The sequence below is a fragment of the Affinundibacterium amnicola genome (assembly GCF_014284275.1).
In the GTDB taxonomy this organism is placed as follows: Bacteria; Pseudomonadota; Gammaproteobacteria; order Burkholderiales; family Burkholderiaceae_D; genus Undibacterium; species Undibacterium amnicola.
Map to the genome: position 1 here is coordinate 116,061 of NZ_JACOFU010000007.1, position 17,126 is coordinate 133,186.

15 protein-coding genes are annotated in these 17,126 nt (G+C 44.8%); 7 read left to right on the forward strand and 8 right to left on the reverse strand.

Annotated features, from left to right (window positions below; genetic code table 11):
- Position 1: 1 nt before the first annotated feature.
- Together H8K33_RS15840 and H8K33_RS15845 are read right to left on the reverse strand one after the other, a co-directional pair.
- Positions 2-1,183, reverse strand: a complete 1,182-nt coding sequence (locus tag H8K33_RS15840) for an efflux RND transporter periplasmic adaptor subunit (protein WP_186892022.1) — start codon at positions 1,181-1,183, stop codon at positions 2-4.
- Between the two features lie 266 nt (positions 1,184-1,449).
- On the reverse strand, positions 1,450-1,905 hold the full coding sequence (locus H8K33_RS15845; protein ID WP_186892023.1) for a fasciclin domain-containing protein: 456 nt from the start codon (positions 1,903-1,905) through the stop codon (positions 1,450-1,452).
- A 543-nt stretch (positions 1,906-2,448) separates the two neighbouring features.
- On the opposite strand from H8K33_RS15845, the gene H8K33_RS15850 reads away from it, so the two are divergent.
- Entirely contained in the window at positions 2,449-3,480 is a 1,032-nt protein-coding gene (locus H8K33_RS15850; RefSeq protein WP_186892024.1) for a Glu/Leu/Phe/Val family dehydrogenase, read from the forward strand.
- Between the two features lie 136 nt (positions 3,481-3,616).
- Here H8K33_RS15850 and H8K33_RS15855 read toward each other — a convergent pair whose 3' ends face one another.
- Both H8K33_RS15855 and H8K33_RS15860 read right to left on the reverse strand, forming a co-directional pair.
- Entirely contained in the window at positions 3,617-4,039 is a 423-nt protein-coding gene (locus H8K33_RS15855; RefSeq protein WP_186892025.1) for a type 2 periplasmic-binding domain-containing protein, read from the reverse strand.
- A 12-nt stretch (positions 4,040-4,051) separates the two neighbouring features.
- The gene (locus tag H8K33_RS15860) at positions 4,052-5,323 is read right to left on the reverse strand and encodes a hypothetical protein (protein ID WP_186892026.1); all 1,272 of its coding nucleotides are present in this window, start codon (positions 5,321-5,323) and stop codon (positions 4,052-4,054) included.
- Positions 5,324-6,022: 699 nt separating this feature from the next.
- On the opposite strand from H8K33_RS15860, the gene H8K33_RS15865 reads away from it, so the two are divergent.
- On the forward strand, positions 6,023-7,453 hold the full coding sequence (locus H8K33_RS15865; RefSeq protein ID WP_186892128.1) for an MFS transporter: 1,431 nt from the start codon (positions 6,023-6,025) through the stop codon (positions 7,451-7,453).
- 84 nt (positions 7,454-7,537) lie between these two features.
- Positions 7,538-8,074, forward strand: a complete 537-nt coding sequence (locus tag H8K33_RS15870; RefSeq protein WP_186892027.1) for a DNA-deoxyinosine glycosylase — start codon at positions 7,538-7,540, stop codon at positions 8,072-8,074.
- A 10-nt stretch (positions 8,075-8,084) separates the two neighbouring features.
- On the opposite strand, the gene H8K33_RS15875 is transcribed toward H8K33_RS15870, so the two are convergent.
- On the reverse strand, positions 8,085-9,023 hold the full coding sequence (locus tag H8K33_RS15875) for a hypothetical protein (protein WP_186892028.1): 939 nt from the start codon (positions 9,021-9,023) through the stop codon (positions 8,085-8,087).
- A gap of 278 nt (positions 9,024-9,301) precedes the next feature.
- Here H8K33_RS15875 and H8K33_RS15880 point away from each other — a divergent pair, with 278 nt between their 5' ends.
- Positions 9,302-11,680 carry a M1 family metallopeptidase gene (locus H8K33_RS15880; protein ID WP_186892029.1) on the forward strand — a complete coding sequence of 793 codons (2,379 nt, stop codon included), beginning with the start codon at positions 9,302-9,304 and terminating at the stop codon, positions 11,678-11,680.
- Positions 11,681-11,830: 150 nt separating this feature from the next.
- On the opposite strand, the gene H8K33_RS15885 is transcribed toward H8K33_RS15880, so the two are convergent.
- Positions 11,831-13,237 (reverse strand): hypothetical protein, encoded by a 1,407-nt coding sequence (locus H8K33_RS15885; RefSeq protein WP_186892030.1) that lies wholly within the window; start codon positions 13,235-13,237, stop codon positions 11,831-11,833.
- Positions 13,238-13,370: 133 nt separating this feature from the next.
- Here H8K33_RS15885 and H8K33_RS15890 point away from each other — a divergent pair, with 133 nt between their 5' ends.
- The gene (locus H8K33_RS15890) at positions 13,371-14,093 is read left to right on the forward strand and encodes a helix-turn-helix domain-containing protein (protein ID WP_186892031.1); all 723 of its coding nucleotides are present in this window, start codon (positions 13,371-13,373) and stop codon (positions 14,091-14,093) included.
- On the opposite strand, the gene H8K33_RS15895 is transcribed toward H8K33_RS15890, so the two are convergent.
- Complete coding sequence (locus H8K33_RS15895; protein ID WP_186892032.1) at positions 14,090-14,473, reverse strand: VOC family protein; 384 nt, start codon at positions 14,471-14,473, stop codon at positions 14,090-14,092. The genes H8K33_RS15890 and H8K33_RS15895 overlap by 4 nt on opposite strands.
- A 148-nt stretch (positions 14,474-14,621) precedes the next feature.
- Positions 14,622-15,038, reverse strand: a complete 417-nt coding sequence (locus H8K33_RS15900; RefSeq protein ID WP_186892033.1) for a BLUF domain-containing protein — start codon at positions 15,036-15,038, stop codon at positions 14,622-14,624.
- Between the two features lie 395 nt (positions 15,039-15,433).
- Between H8K33_RS15900 and H8K33_RS15905 the strand changes: the two genes are divergently transcribed.
- Positions 15,434-15,781 (forward strand): YciI family protein, encoded by a 348-nt coding sequence (locus tag H8K33_RS15905; protein ID WP_186892034.1) that lies wholly within the window; start codon positions 15,434-15,436, stop codon positions 15,779-15,781.
- A gap of 22 nt (positions 15,782-15,803) precedes the next feature.
- Entirely contained in the window at positions 15,804-17,072 is a 1,269-nt protein-coding gene (locus tag H8K33_RS15910; RefSeq protein ID WP_186892035.1) for an RNA polymerase sigma factor, read from the forward strand.
- Positions 17,073-17,126 lie beyond the last annotated feature (54 nt).

Below are 17,126 nucleotides of genomic sequence, written 5' to 3' on the forward strand. Positions count from 1 at the left end.
ATTATTTTCCTGTCACGGAAGCGGCAGAAGCAGCTTGGCTTGCACTTGCGCTGGCAGAAGCATTCGCAGGAGCTGAACCAGCTGACGCCACCAAATTCACTTTAGTGCCATCTTTAAACGTCGACAAAGGCTGGCGTAAAACCTTATCGCCACTCTTTAAACCTGAGGTAATGGAATAATCACCGCGACGTACGTCACGCTCACCAAGCACCACCGCAAGTCGTTTTAGCAAACCATCCTGAACTGCCCACACATAAGTTTTGTCGCCATCACGGATCAGCGCAGAACCGATAATCATCAGCGCCTCGGTACTTCCCGCCTCGACTCGGCCTTCCGCATATAGACCAGAAACATGGGGCTGATCTTTACCAACGAAATCAACTAGTACCTCAACCTGACGCGTCGTCGCGTTTGCAGCAGGATCAACTCGACGTACTTTACCGATGAACTGCTGATCATAGCCATTGATGCGGAAACTCACTGATTGCCCCGCTTTGACGACATTCACAGATTCGGCTGAAATCAAGCCTTGAAAACGCAAACTATTCGGATCAATCACCTTCATGATTTCTTTGCCGATTTGCGCCGTATCACCATTCGACACTTTACGCTCGCTCACAATGCCATCAAACGGCGCGCGAATTTCGGTACGTTGCATTTGCTGACGCGCCGCGACGCTACGTGCTTTCGCCGCGACCAACTCGCTCTGCGCATTGTTACGACGGATTTCGGCGTCTTCCAGCGCTTGCATAGAAGTCATGCCCGATGCGCGCAAAGTTTTCAAACGTTCTAACTGACGCTCGGCCTGATCCAATGTTTGCTGAGCGGCACGTGCGCCTTGTTCTGCTGAAGCTAACTGATCACGAAAAGCCGTGTCATCCAAGCGTACCAACAAATCGCCACGACGCACTACTTCGCCGTTTTCTTTAAACACTTGCAGCACGATAGCGGATACTTCGGCGCGCAAATCCGCTTTCCGTTCAGGCTGAATTGACCCGGTAATAACCGGCCCAGAAGCCAAGGAATTATTTTGAATCGTGACATAATCTTCTGCAGTCACTTGTAGTGGTCTTTCAGCACTAGCACTGGCATTCTTATCGGATACTTTACTATCCTTCCCTCCTTGTCCACATGCCGCTAAAACAAGGCATAAAGTAAGGATAAGTAAACTTGGTCGCGACATATAAAAACCTCCGAAAATAGAATCAATCTTTGAACCCGCTACCATACGTAAAGTTCAATACTTTGTCACTAGAACCTTACTTTGTATTGCCACAAGTGAGACAAAACAAGAATAAAAACAAAATGCTACAGAATATTCTGTAGAAAACATGTTTCATTGATACTGAATACAATAAAAAAAACGACCATGGATTTTTCATGGTCGTTTTTTACTGACTTATCTTTTCATCTGCATAGAACAGAAGAAATCACCTTCGATAGAAGGCATTATTTTGGAATAATGACTGTATCGATTACATGAATAACGCCGTTATCAGCAACAATATCTGTCGCCGTAACATTCGCATTATCTACCTTGACACCACCAGCAGTGGACACCGTTAAGGATGCACCTTGTACTGTTTTTACTTTGCCAGCTTTGACATCAGCTGCCATCACCTTCCCTGATACCACGTGATACGTTAATACAGCAGTCAGTTTTGCCTTATCTTTTAACAAAGCCTCCAGGTCTGCTTTTGGAATTTTTGCGAATGCTGCATCGGTCGGTGCAAACACAGTAAATGGGCCTTTACCCTTTAAAGTATCCACCAAACCTGCTGCTTTCAAAGCAGTTGCCAGCGTAGTGAAGTTACCTGCACCAACTGCGGTGTCAACGATGTCTTTTGCCTGAGCCGAGAAAGTTGCTGCAATACTTAAAATGGAAGCAAGAATAATACGTTTCATGAAATACTCCTTAGTAGATGAATAGAATTTAAATTTACAAAATAAAAGTTGATCATCAAGCTGAATCTCATTAGCGGACGATATGTGAATCTGCACTATTTCACCGCTAATTGCGTTACTTAATTGAAGACGCAGGCGAATGATATACCAATCAGTATAAATATATACTGATCAGTATCATTTAATACCAATTGGTATCGATTCATTTTGTCCCGGTTTCCACATCCTCAATTTGACACATAGATCGCTGCCGACGGATCTGCTTATGTGCTGAACTAAGTGCTGAGCTAAGTGCTAAATCAAGTGTTCATTCGACGGTTGATTCAAGAGTTGATCTAGGCGTTATTCCACCTTGAGTTTATAGGGGCTTAGCCGTATACTTCTGCGCGCGTGACACAATCACCGATTTTTTACCTGCTACCCGCTTGGTAAAAACCTGATTTACCAACTCATAGTCCTTTTTCATCCACCAATTTTTTTTGCGGTACTGGATCAAGCTGGCGCATCTGCCAGACTGCACCATATCCGCGCGGAGCCATAAGCATGACCGCCTTTGTATTCAACGAAGTCAATTTCGACAATCACGAACAAGTAGTTTTCGCCTCTGAACCTAAATCTGGCTTGCGCGCCATCATCGCGGTTCACAACACTAATTTAGGCCCTGCCATGGGCGGTTGCCGTATGTGGAATTACGCCACAGAAGCAGAAGCAGTGCGCGACGTATTGCGCCTGTCACGCGGCATGACCTACAAAAACGCAGTTGCTGGCCTGCCTATCGGCGGCGGTAAAAGCGTGATCATTGGCAATCCAAAAACAGACAAAACACCCGCATTGTTCGAAGCCCTAGGTGAAGCTTTAGAGCGCCTCGGTGGCCGTTATGTCACCGCAGAAGACGTTGGCACTAGCCCTGCAGATATGGCGAATGTCGCCAGCAAAACTAAATATGTTGCAGGCTTAGGTGATCGTGGTGATCCATCTCCATTTACCGCATTAGGCTGCTTCGTTGGTGCACAAGCTGCGGTAAAACATCATTTCAAACGCGATAGCTTTGATGGTTTAACAGTAGCATTGCAAGGTTTAGGTCACGTTGGTTATGACTACGCTCGCCGCCTGCACGAAGCTGGCGCGAAATTAGTCGTTGCTGATATCGATCAAAATTCCTTAAAGCGTGCGCAAGAGGAATTCGGCGCAACCGTAGTTGATGTCAATGCGATCTACGATGTTGAAGCCGACATCTATGCACCATGCGCTCTCGGCGCAACTTTGAACCCAGACACGATGAGTCGTTTAAAAGTAAAAATCGTTGCTGGTGGTGCCAACAACCAATTAGCCACACCAGAAATCGGTGAAGTTTGCCGCCAAAAAGGTATCTTGTACGCACCAGATTTCGTCATCAATGCTGGCGGCATCATCAAGGTTTGCTACGAATACATGAACACACCAGAAGATGGCATGGATGCGCACGTACGTCGCATCGGTGAGACTTTATCTGAAGTGTTTGCGCGTGCTGATGCAGAAGGCGTACCGACTAGTGTGATTGCTGATCGTTTGGCGGAAGAACGTTTCAAAAAATAATTCGCAGCGCTCAGTTTATTGTTGGCCAATCAGATACTCCGTATAAACGCATCTGAACCAACATCAACAAAAAATCCCGCAAAAATTTTGCGGGATTTTTTTATGTGCAACCAAATTCTTAACACATGAGAGCAACTTAATGCGCGGTGTACACCACTTTCACACTAGCATTCACAGCACTCTTTTCCATAATGCCGATGCAATTAGGATTTGCAGCGATCAGTTTTAATATTTCAGCAGAATCACCGACTTCTCGTGGTGCACTTCCCTTACCGCTAAAGACCAAGCGCGACCAAATTGCTTTCGCCTGGGCTTCGTTTTTCCCTAATACTTTTTCAAAGAATTCGGTACGCACTGCACCGGAGGAGATCAACAAAGGCAATGCTTGTCCGCCGCCTGGAAATTCTTTGCTGTTGCCTAAATAAAGATCGGCGATTTGATCTTTACTTAAACTTGCGACAGCACTTTTCGAAGAGACAACGATGACGTGTTCAGCGTAGGCTATCTGTGTACCGGCTAAAATCGCCAGACCAACTAATGTCTTGGAGAGTAGTTTCATGTTGGGCCTCGCTTAAAATACGAAATCAAGATTAACGGTAAACATCGATACTTTGCCGTCAAAACCACTTGGTTTGCCGAGCATCGATGTTTCATAGCTATAGAAGCCGTTTGATGCACCCACCGCTGGGTACTTCATTTTCGCGCGTTCTAATTGCGCCTTCAAAGCAAGATTTTTCGCGAAATCCCAACGCACACCAACTGACATCACATCCCGTGAAGAATCGCCAGTACCAACATAGGAAGCATTCAAATAATTCAATTGCGCCTTAACCGATGCAGGTGCAAATGGGCCGGCTGCTAAGCTTGGCTTGGCCGCATCAGTGGAGAAACTGCCAATACCCGCAAATGGTGTGAAATCACCGATACGTTTTGCTAACAATGCATTCCATCCGGAGACACTCGCAATCACAACGGAGTTGGTGTCACGTTTCGCCCATTCAGCTTGCGCGATCCATTCCCCATCATCATAAGTTGCACCCAAGGTACCGATGGTTGCAGTGATCCCTGTGGTCGGTGCAACTGCGGCAATCACCGAACTACAGTTAGAACAAACAACTGCAGGCAAAGACATCAGTGACTTTAAATTTGCTTCAACAGTAGGCGCCTGAATCGAAGCGTTATACCAAGAGTATCCGCCTCGTACGCTCCAAGAGTCTTGTCCCCATTTTAAAGAGAGGCCTTTCACCCGATTCAGATCAACATCACCACCGGCGACACTAACCTTGGTCTTACCGAAGAAGCCTTCGAGTTGTAAATTGCCAGAACCAATTTTTTTATCCCAACGTGCGGTTACGCCATCTTGGAAAGTGATTGGATTAACTTGATACATTTCAGATTGTGGACGCGCTGTTGTTTGCGCGTAATTTAAATTACGATAGTCCGACAGTACGAAAATAGGCGCAACCGTACGTCCCACTTTGAAATCAATTTCAGAAGTCAAAGGATAGGCAACATAAGCCCATTCAACGGTCGGCTTATTACTACCATCGACATCTTTTTTCGAAATTAGTTGAACAACTGCTTTGAGTTTTCCATGTGGATTCAAAGTGGCTTGAATTGATGCCTGACTATCGCCATCGAAGCGCCAGTCTTTGTACGACAACACGCGTTGACGTTGCTCTGTGCGGACACCAGCAACATTACTAGTTCCACGATAAGCGCCTATCGTACCGAAGCCATCAATTTTTAACCAATCACTGAATTCATCAGCCTGTGCCACAGGCACAGCAGCAAAACTGGCGATACTTGCTAAAACCAGAGGATAGATGTATTGCGATTTCATATTGCTTTCCTTTATTTTTGTAACCAAATGGAATAAGTCTTGGATCGTACTTAGTTGGGACAGAGACAAAAACAGCGCAGAAATAAACAGCAGAAAATCAGAAGCATCAGCAGATTCGCACACCAAAATCACATCTTTGCAACGGTGTTCAATTCATACTAGCAACATTCAGAAATTCGTCAAAGTTATTTCCAGATAAAAACTATCTTGGCAATTTTTTACAACGTTTCCTTGATCTTAGGTCAAGCAAATCCAATAAGTAGCCATATAGGTGCCCATTTCTCTTACGCGATTACATTGACTGAGCAACGCTCGCGCAAATCTCTCATCCTGTATTGATTTCATTGATTTTTGAGATTAGCGATCATGCTAACAGGGAAAAATGTTGCCGCACGTCATCTCATCCGGTTTAACGATGTTTCACAATTGTCGACCACAATTACACCAACAAATCCATACTATTTTTGACATTGAATTTGACGAAAAACACACTAAAACCATCGCAATAAAAGCAATTAAAAATGAAAAATATCTATAAAAATCAATGAATTGCAGATGCATATCTAAGCACAAAGCGCTACCATCACGACTCTATTCATCAAACGAATGCAATCGATTGCGATTGATTGCAACGAATTGGATGAAAAGAACACAGTTCGATAAATGAGACAGCCATTCACAAAGATAAGAATGAAACAAATGAACAATCAACAAGCGCACACCCACTGGGGACAATTTATTCCTTTGGTATCAGTATTCTTTTTCTGGGGCTTTGTCGCCGCAGGCAATGACATTTTGATCCCGGTTTTTAAACACGCCTTTCAGTTGACGCAAACCCAAAGTCAATTTGTCTCGCTATCGTTTTATGTGGCATACACAGTTGGATCCGTGCTCTATTTGCTGATTTCAAAACTGATTAAAGAAGATGTGACCAAACGCATCGGTTATAAAAATAGTTTGGTCACTGGCTTATGTATTTCTGCATTCGGCACCTTGCTGTTTTATCCCGCCGCAAACATGGCGTCATTTAATTTAATGTTGTCCGGATTATTTATTGTGGGTTTGGGATTTTCCCTGCTACAAACGACTGCGAATCCTTTGGCGATTTCGCTCGGTACCGCCAATACGGCATCACAACGTTTAACCTTGGCGGGCGGGGTGAATAATTTTGGTACAACGATCGGTCCCTTGATCGTTGCATTCGCGATTTTCGGCACGCCTTCTGGCAACAATGAGATGAGTATAGAAAGCGTCAAAATTCCTTATCTGGTACTGGGTGCGGCATTTTTAATTGTTGCTGTTTTCCTCAAGTTTTCTTCAATACCCAATCATCCGAATCCCACCGTCATCAATCTGGAACAAGAAAGCACACAAACTTCGGCGCTACAGTTTCCACAATTGCTGATGGGTATGGCAGCGATTTTTGTCTATGTTGGTGTCGAAGTTTCTACCGCAAGCAACTTGCCCGGATACATGGAAACCACGCAAGGCTACCAAACCAAAGACATTGCGCCCTTCATCTCTTTGTACTGGGCGAGCTTGATGATAGGACGCTGGACTGGCGGCGTCGAAGCATTTAATTTGCAAGCCGGTGCAGCAAAGATCGCTAAATTCTTAGTGCCCTATGCCGCCTTCAGCGTGTTTTTGTTAGTCAACGCCATTGCGCAACATGATCTGAGTCACTTCTATGTATATGGTGCCGTGGTGCTGGTTTTGATTGCTGCAGATATCGCCAGCAAAGGCAATCCAGCCAGAATGCTATTGATTTTTTCTCTGCTGGGAATCGGCGGCTTAATTTTAGGCATGAGTACCAGCGGCATGCTGAGCATTTACGCGTTTACCAGCATAGGATTATTCTGTAGTACTTTGTGGCCATGCATATTCACTTTGGCCATCAGCGGACTTGGCAAACACACAGGGCAAGGTAGTAATTACCTGATCATGATGATTATGGGTGGTGGTATCGTGAGTTGGATACAGGGGATGGTCTCGGAAAAAATTGGCATACAAATGAGCTATCTTGTTGGCGTGGCCTGTTTCGCTTACATGGCGATTTATGCCTTGATGGTTCCAGGCATCTTGGCAAAACAAGGAATCAGTTTGGATAAAAAGGCATCATCAACGCACTAAACTTCCTCACCACAAAGCCAGTTAAAATGCGCGTAAAGAATTGATCAAACTATTCCTCATCGACGCGCATTTTTATTGCCTCTTATGTCAGCGAAATCCAATTTGGCAGCACCTAATTTAGCCACACCTAAATCGGCAACGATAAAAAGTAGTTTCGCTCCCGTGGTGGATCAAAATACGCGCATCTTAATTCTAGGTAGCTTACCGGGTGATGCTTCACTAGCACAACAACAATACTATGCGCATCCGCAAAATCGTTTCTGGCATCTGTTATCTGAACTGGTCACAGTTAACTTAATCGTTCAAGATTATCCATCACGCCTACAAACTCTTTTGCAAAATCATATTGGGCTGTGGGATGTCATCGCTCAAGCACAGCGCCGTGGCAGTCTCGACAGCCAGATTAAAGAGCGTAATGATAATGATTTGCTTGCCTTAGTCAGCACACTTCCACAATTACACACCATCGCATTCAACGGTACTACTGCTGCTAAGATAGGCTTGAAAATATTGCAGGACAAGCACACGCGATACCGTATTCTGCATTTGCCATCGAGCAGTCCCGCCTATACTTTAAAGTACGAGGTAAAACTGCGAGCTTGGCGTTCAATCGTTGATTGAGCATATGCAATCAATGCATTTCTGCTGTCTCTTGATGAGAAATTGATGGAGCCCTATCTATCAGTCTCAAATAAGCATTCACTTGAAGAACGCGTTCTATCACTAAAGCGATTTGATCATAAGATCCATAAGTATCATCTTCTGAACAACGCTGGCAGTTTGTTAGCGCTATCTTTCGCCCATCTTCAGGACATTTGGGAAGAAGCAAACCAGAATCAAGCAAACTGTTTCTAACTCTATCAAAAACATCTTTAGGCATAGCCGCTTGCGATAAAAAATCATAACTTGGTTGAAACTCCGCAGAAGTGGTCAACATGATCATGTATTTCGACAAATCAAGCATTTGGATTTCACCATCTGCATATCGAACCAAGAGCGGCACGTAAGGAGCCAGTTCTGGCATTAGATGGTTCGGGAATACCTCAGCTTTCCAATAAAGTTGGGCTAACTGCGCAAAATGATAAAAATCTTTAATTGCAGATAAATTAGATTGCGCGAAAGGCAAAATTTCAACCTTAGGCTTAGTAGCAACGACAGTATCATTTGAAACATCGACGTACAAATCGCCGAACAAAAAAGCATTTTGAAAGTACTGTCCTCTTAAGTCTCCCCAAATCTGTCGAATTACCCCGCCATTCAAAGAAAACTGTTGAATGGCATTAAAAGCGACTGCGCCATCTCCTTGCAACTCACCAGGAGATATTTCCTCAAGGCGCTTCTTAACTGCCAAACTAATTTCTAAGCACTGGCCTAAAGGATATGGCTTGCTAGCTTTAGTCGGAAATTCGGCAGATAATTGCGGATCTAATGTAGCACGCAAAGCTAGCAAAAATCTCTCCAACTCTCCCAGCACCGGACGCAAGAACTGACTCGTAAGATGACTCTGCTTTTCCCAATCAAGTTGACGCGGTTCATTAGGCAATAGGGGTTTCACTTCGGCATTTTTCATAAATAGCTAAGAAACAAAAAGGGCTCTAGTATACCGAGGTCCAAATAACTCATCTGCGTTAATTCTTCCATTTGGCATTTCATTAAATTCTGAGCATCAAACGACGTAATAGAAATATCAAATTTACGAACACTATTTTGCAAAAAGTAAGTTAAAACCGAATCATATTTAGGAAACCGAGAACTAAACAATCGAAACCACCTCTAAAGAACAAGAATCTCAAGGGGTACAAACAAAATTACTTTTCCATGTTTAATTAACTCAAGGAATCAACAAAAATGCGTCTCTCCACTTTGTTCACGTTAGCATTTGTCGTACTTCCGACATTTGCAATTGCGCAGTCTGAAGATAAATTCAAACAGTTAGAAGATCTGTTACCAACTCCGACCTCGATCCGTGCGGCTTCCGGTGCACCCGGTCATGCGTATTGGCAGCAACGTGCTGATTACGTGATCCGCGCTAGCTTGGATGAAGACAAACGCAGCATCACCGGTTCCGAAACCATCACTTATCACAATAATTCACCAGACACCTTGAATTATTTGTGGTTGCAGCTAGATCAAAATATCTTCAAACCAGATTCCGATGCCAATACAACGGTGACCTATCCATCACGCGACGCTTGGAAAAATCCAAATGCAATGAGCTTTACCGCGATGCACACCTTAAACGAGAAAGAAAAGTTTGACGGTGGCTTTAAGATCGGCACGGTGAAGGCGGCGAACGGCCAAGCATTAAAATACGTCATCAATCGAACCATGATGCGTATCGATTTACCGCAGAGCTTAAAACCAGGCGAGAAATTTAGCTTTAGTTTGGATTGGAAACACAATATCAATGATGGCATGGTGTTGTGGGCGCGCACAGGCTACGAACATTTCAAAGAAGATAAAAACGACATCTTTGAAATTGCTCACTGGTATCCACGCATGGCGGCTTATTATGATGTCTACGGTTGGCAGCACAAACAATTTTTAGGCTCTGGCGAATTCACCTTAGAGTTCGGTGACTTTGATGTACAAATCACTTTACCTGGTGATCACGTGGTTTCCGCTACGGGAGAATTAAATAATCCTGATGCCGTATTAAGCGCAATTCAGCGCGAACGTTTAGCGCAAGCACGTAATGCTTCTAAACCTGTGCTCATCGTGACACAAGCAGAAGCCGAGAAAGCGGAAAAATCACGTGCAACTAGCCAAAAGACTTGGCATTTCAAAGCGAAAAATGTACGTGATTTTGCATGGGCATCATCTCGCAAATTTATCTGGGATGCACAAGGCTACAAAACCGGCAACAGCAATGGTTTAGCGATGTCCTTCTACCCGAAAGAAGCGAATCCTTTATGGGGTCAATATTCTACCCAAGCCGTAGTCCACACGATAGAGCAATACAATAAATACAGCCTCGAATATCCTTACCCAGTGGCACAATCGGTCAATGGTCCACAAGGCGGCATGGAATATCCGATGATAGCCTTTAACGGCGGCCGTCCTACCAAAGATAAGAAAACCGGTGAACTGACCTATTCCAAGCAAACTAAATATTCGATGATCAGCGTGATCATTCACGAAGTTGGTCACAACTATTTTCCAATGATCGTCAACTCAGACGAACGTCAATGGACATGGATGGATGAAGGTTTGAATTCTTTCTTACAAACGCTGGCAGAACGCGCTTGGGAAGAAAATTATCAAGATCTGTTTCCTAGCGAACCGCGCGGCATTGTTGATTACATGCGCAGTAAAAATCAAACGCCGATCATGACGAATTCTGAATCCGTTCTGCAGTTTGGTAATAATGCTTATGCCAAACCAACTGCCGGTTTACACATCTTGCGCGAGACCATTTTGGGTCGTGAATTATTTGATTTTGCCTTCAAAGAATATGCGCGACGTTGGAAATTTAAACGTCCAACCCCAGCAGATTTTTTCCGTACCATGGAAGATGCTTCTGGTACTGATTTAGATTGGTTCTGGCGCGGCTGGTTCTACACCACCGATCCAGTCGATATTAGCGTCGATGGCATCGTTCAATATCAAGTATCCAGCAAAGATCCTGAAATTGAAAAGGCGTGGCGTCGCGCGCAAAAGAATGAAGAACCAGTTTCTTTAGCAGCACAAAGAAATAAATCTCTACCAGCGCGTCGTATTGATACGCAACCCGGTTTAAAAGATTTTTATAACGAATATGATGATTTCACTGTCACGAATAAAGATCGTAATAGCTATAACGATTTGATGAAGAGCTTGGATGAAGAAGAAAAGGCCATGCTCAAATCCGGCAAATATTTCTACTTAGTTGATTTTTCTAACGTCGGTGGTTTGGTCATGCCCTTGATTTTGGAAATCGAATTAAAGAGCGGCAAGAAAGTGATCGAGCGCATTCCTGCTGAGGTGTGGCGCTACAATTCTAAAAAGTTGACTAAGCTGGTTGTGACTGATGAACCGATGGTTGGTCTAACACAAGATCCATATTTAGAAACCGCAGATATCGATCTGAACAATAATTCTTGGCCACGTAAGATGACCAAATCTCGTTTAGAATTATTCAAGATGAATCAACCCACTGGCAATATGATGATCGACTTTAATACACCTTTGAAAAAAGATGAGAAGGATACGAAAGATGAAAAGAAAGAAAAGTCAGTCGAGAAATAAGTAGGTAAGTAAAAACTGCTTCAAAAATAGAAAATAAAAAGCGAGCTAGGAATTTATCCCTAGCTCGCTTTTTTAATTTGTCGACAAATTCGTACTACCACCATCCATTCATCAGTCTATCGCTCCAATTGATCTTGTGATGATACCTAGCTAAGTCTCCACAGCAAGCGCAAAACGTGGCACATCAAGCCGCAGAATTTTCGCCTTTTGGTAAAGCTGATTCGATTCCTGACGTATCTCAATAAACAGTTGATGCTTTTCTGCATCCCAACCAATCGCCTTACCATCATACGGATTCGCATACTGCTTGGTATGATCCTGTACAAATTGAGGGATCGCTGAAGACGCAACTTTCTTCTCAATTAATGCCATTTTCATCGCTAACAAATTGATCTGTGCGAAGGTGTCGAAGTGCCTTTCTATGTAATTATCATACCCAGGCGTACTAACGCTGAGCAAAATTTTGGTGATCGGATCGTGCAGATACAAGTTCGCTATTCCTACACCCAACAAGGCGTCTTGCTTCTTCTGAATTTCTTGCTTCTGTGCGAGGTAATCTCGACCAGTTTGATCCGCCAAAGTGCTCCAGATTTGCTGCCAATCGTAAGCCAAATTTGAACTCGCATTTGGCCTATTAAACAGATTGAATAAGAAACCTTCCCACCAAGATTTATTTTCACCCGCTGATTCGAGACGCAAGTCATGCATAATTCGAAGACTAATTCTGCCTTCAAAATTTAAGGCGCGACTCATATTCATTTTCTTTTCAGAAAACCCTCCTAACCAAGCTTGAATTTGCCCACGATGGCTAGCAAATTCAGGAAAACGCTGTAACAACTCGTCAGCGATACGGAGATCACGCTGTACCATTGCGGTAGCGAGCATGTGTGAGATCAAAAACGTTGAATTTTCTAACCATCTCTGGGAAAATTTAGCGACCTTCATCAACACAGCAAAGCCTTGCTCGACCTGACCATCTGAAATGAAACGTATCGCGCGCATGCGTTCAATCTCCATTGCGTGAACCAACGATGAATACGGTGGAATACTTGCAGCAATAAATGGTGGTGCTATTTCAATGAAATCTTTGCTTTCCAAGATCGCGTTCAAATGCTGGCTCAATACTCGGCGGGCTTGAATGATTTCCTGCTCGTGTTTCAGCGTTCGCGAGACATAAAACTCAACACAGTTTATCGTAGTCGCATATGCACATACTTCATCCTCTTGCTTCTTAAATGACTGTTCGTCTGGATGTTTTGCAGTACTGTCAGAATCGTAATCGGTCGAATTAGGTTGATTTTCATAACGCCGCAATTCCAGTTCTAATTTACGCTTGCCCAAATCCAAGGGATCAACGCCATCCCTCGCATTCATGCCAAGCAAAATCAAATAGCCATTATCATCGTCGATGTTTTTAGGCGGCTGCCAGTTCAGGCTCGCTTGCACTTCTGGTCGCAGAGATTGATCCTGCCAATTCGCGACAACAAACAAAAGTACGATACTCAATACGATCAACACGATGCCCAACAAACTTCGTAATAGGATTTTTTTTAGCATGGTATTCTCAAAGTAGTTCTGATAAAAATGTAAATTAATCTATGTTGCAAGACAATATCGTAAGTGCTCGCATTACACAACCCAGACCGATACAATTGAGACATTTGTAAGATGTTCTTAGTGATCCGAAACCATGCTCCATCCTGATGTGAAGTCTCAACTTCCCTCCTCCGTCTTAAGTGCGTGGCGTCACAGCACCGATGCCCCAACACGTATGCTGGTATTGCCGGATGGCTGTCGGGATTTCATTATTCGATCAAATCCTAGTGGAAAGTCACTGCACATGGTGAGTCCGTTGGATGACACCGCGCGTTATGTTGAAAGTGATGGCGGTAATACCTACTATGGTTGGCGCTTACATCCCGGAACATGCTTCAAAACAGCTCAAGGAAAATCGCCAGTAGCGGAGGATTTTTTAAAAGATCTGGTGACACGATTTCAAGCAGATCCAGTGCACGGCACAACTCAAGTATTGAATGTGTTGGATGAACTATTCTGTATTGATACCGAGATCGTCGATGCCTTGAACAGTTTAAAAAACCAGCAAAGCGTACTTCACGCAGCGCGCGATTTGGGGGTATCCGAGCGCAGTCTACAAAGATGGCTGACAGAAAAAACCGGACGCTCACCCATCTATTGGCGCAGCCTGGCACGAGCAAGGCAATCAGCACAAGCCTTACTGGCTCGCAAAAATACAGATAATCGAATTAGCTTTGCGGAACTCGCTGCGGATTTCTCTTATGCAGATCAAGCGCATTTATGTCGCGAGTTCCAACGCTGGTTTGGCTGTAGTCCAAGCGCAATGCTGCGCTCAGCGACTTACCAAGAATTAATCTTGGCGGATGGGTATGCCTAAGCTTGCATCGACGTGCAAATCTCAACCAAGACACCATCAAGATCGGCGACATACGCAATCGTTTGTCCCCAAGGCATCTCTTGAGGCTCTTGCATTAGCTTTGCGCCAGCAGCAAGGGCTTTGTTTACGGCTGCTGGTACATCATTACTAACCAGCGCAATTTCAAAACACGGGTGATGCGGATCCGATGCACGGACTTCTTTTCCTAATTGCCGCATCAAAGCGCGTGAAGAAAATGCGAGTGCAGTGGTGCCCGTTTCCAATTCACCATAATCACCACTCTCATGCAAAAACCTGGTTTGCATACCAAAGGCTTTTTCATAAAACGCCAAACTTTGTTTGACATCATTCACATAAAGAATCGTGTAGGCAAATTGCATGGTGGCTCCGTTCACAAGTTAAAAGCTAGCTTAGGTTGCTATTACCTTCATCATAAGATCGATTGCGATAACTGTCTTGAATAAAACCGCCAAAAGTCAAAAAACTAGCGACACGCGCTAGTTTTTCAGGTTAGTACTATCGGCAAACTTAACTCAACCAACGCGCACTGCTCATCACCTCTGCAAAAAATTCCTTCAATGCGGGGGCTGACATGCGAAACGGGTCAAATTCGGCTGTTGAAGAATATTTGAGAAACAGTGCTGTGTTTTCATTCGTCGCGGCGATCAAGCCCATGTTCCAACCAGTGAATTGGCGCTGGGTGATTTCTTCCAATACCAGCACCTCAGGTTTGTTATGTCGCTTATCCTTCAAAATGTGATGATAAAGCGCATTCACAGCGGAACGTTCGCCCTCTAAACATTGCAGAAAAATGCCGTTCGACAAACTAAGCGCGCCAGTGACGGCTAGTTGTTGATTATTTTTTCGCGAACTCGCCAAAATATCTTTGACGTCAGCTGGCCCCAAATTCACCGCACGGCTGGCATAAATTAAACGGATCATCATAATTGTTCAATACTTTCAAAGATCAAGGTAAGAAATCAAAAAGGCGCTGAGACACTACGCAGCGTTGCAGATTATAGAGATTTATGAGCACGCATACCGCGCAGATACAAGCCTATTTTCGTGACAAAATCAGCGACAAAAGATCTTTCAAACCAAGAAACTATCGATTTTCGCAAGCATTTTCGACATAAAATGCAAACGCATGTCGATTTACACAGAGTTCAAACGTCATTGTCTTGAAACTGGCAAAGATGGATGGAATGTGATGGCGCCTTCATAGCACTTAAGGGCTCTTGAGGGTACTGAAGGGTGCTTCATTCCCATCCTGAACGCTATCCCAGCGCGAGCCAGCTTCTTACTTAGTATGAGCTTTTTATTATTTCCAGGAGAACACCATGCAATACATATTACTCATCGCCACCAGCGAAGCCGTTGAAGCGGCAATGGATCAAAACGCATTAGGCGAAATTATTGCCGCTTATGGTTCTTATACCGATGCCATGATGGAGGCTGGTATTTTAGTGTCGGGAGAACGTCTGCGTGAATCGACTACCGCCACCACCGTCAGTATCCGCGATGGCAAAACCCACTTACTCGATGGTCCGTACGCCGACACCAAGGAGCAACTGGGTGGCTTTTATATTATTGAAGTTCCCGATCTCGATACGGCAATTAGTTGGGCGGCACGTTGCCCTAGTGCGCATATCGGTTCGATAGAAGTACGCCCGATTTGGCCGATGTAAGAAAAAATGTAAAACAGAATAAATGCTAACGAAAGTCGATCACAGCAACCCGCAGCTGATAGCTGCACTGGTGCGGCGCAGCTATGGTCGTTTGTTAGCGATGTTATCAGTACGCTCTGGCGATCTGGCAAGTGCAGAAGACGCGCTTGCCAATGCGTTTGAAATTGCCTTAAACAACTGGCCAGCGCAAGGCGTACCGAACAATCCAGAAGGTTGGCTATTCACCGTCGCACGTCGCCAATTGATCGATCAGGCACGCAGCGCACAAACGCAACAACGTCATCAAGAAGAGTTCAGTTATCTGCTCGATGAAGCTGCCGCCGAATGTGATCCGCTAGCAATACCTGATCAAAGGCTAGCACTGATGTTTGCTTGCACGCATCCCGCGATTGATAGCAGCATACGCGCACCACTCATGCTACAAACCTTGTTGGGATTTGATGCCGCCAGCATTGCCTCGGCATTTTTAGTTGCACCTAGCAATATGGCGCAACGCTTGGTCCGAGCCAAGCACAAAATTCGCGTCGCAGGTATACGTTTAATCATCCCCGATCAAAGCGCAATCGCCGATGGTTTAGATTCTGTGCTCGATGCGATCTACAGCGTCTACACCGCCGCCTGGTCACAGACCAGCGATGGCGACATTCAGCAAGGCAATCTGGCCGAAGAAGCACTGTGGCTAGTGCAACTCTTAAGTGAACTAGCACCGCAAGAACCCGAAGTGTTTGGCTTGCTCGCATTAATGCTGTATGCCGAATCACGCCGCGCCGCACGCCATGATGCGCAAGGCAATTACGTGCCGCTGCAAGAACAAGATTGCCAACACTGGGATCACGACAAAATCGATCAAGCAGAACAATACTTACGCCATGCCAGCAGCATGCAAAGGCGCGGACGTTTTCAAATTGAAGCGGCGATCCAATCAGCGCACACTGTACGACGACACCAAGGCAAAGCCGACTGGCACGCCATCAACAAACTTTACATGCAGCTCTATCAACTGACCGACTCACCGGTAGTGGCGATCAATCATGCCGTGGCACTGGCAGAAATCATAGAACCGCAAATCGCCCTAGCCCAACTAGCGCAGCTATGCGACAACATGGATTTAAAAGAGCGTCTCCAAAACTACCAACCCTATTGGGCAGCCAGCGCGCATTTGCATCAACGATGTGGCAATAGTGATGCGGCAAAACATGCTTACCAACTAGCCATCGGCTTATGTACAGATCAGGCAGCGCGTGGATTTTTGCAGATGCGTTTGAAGAGCGTGGATATTTCACTGTCCTGAACCACCCTAACCCCAGCCCTCTCCCGCTTGCGGGAGAGGGAGTTTTATCCCTAT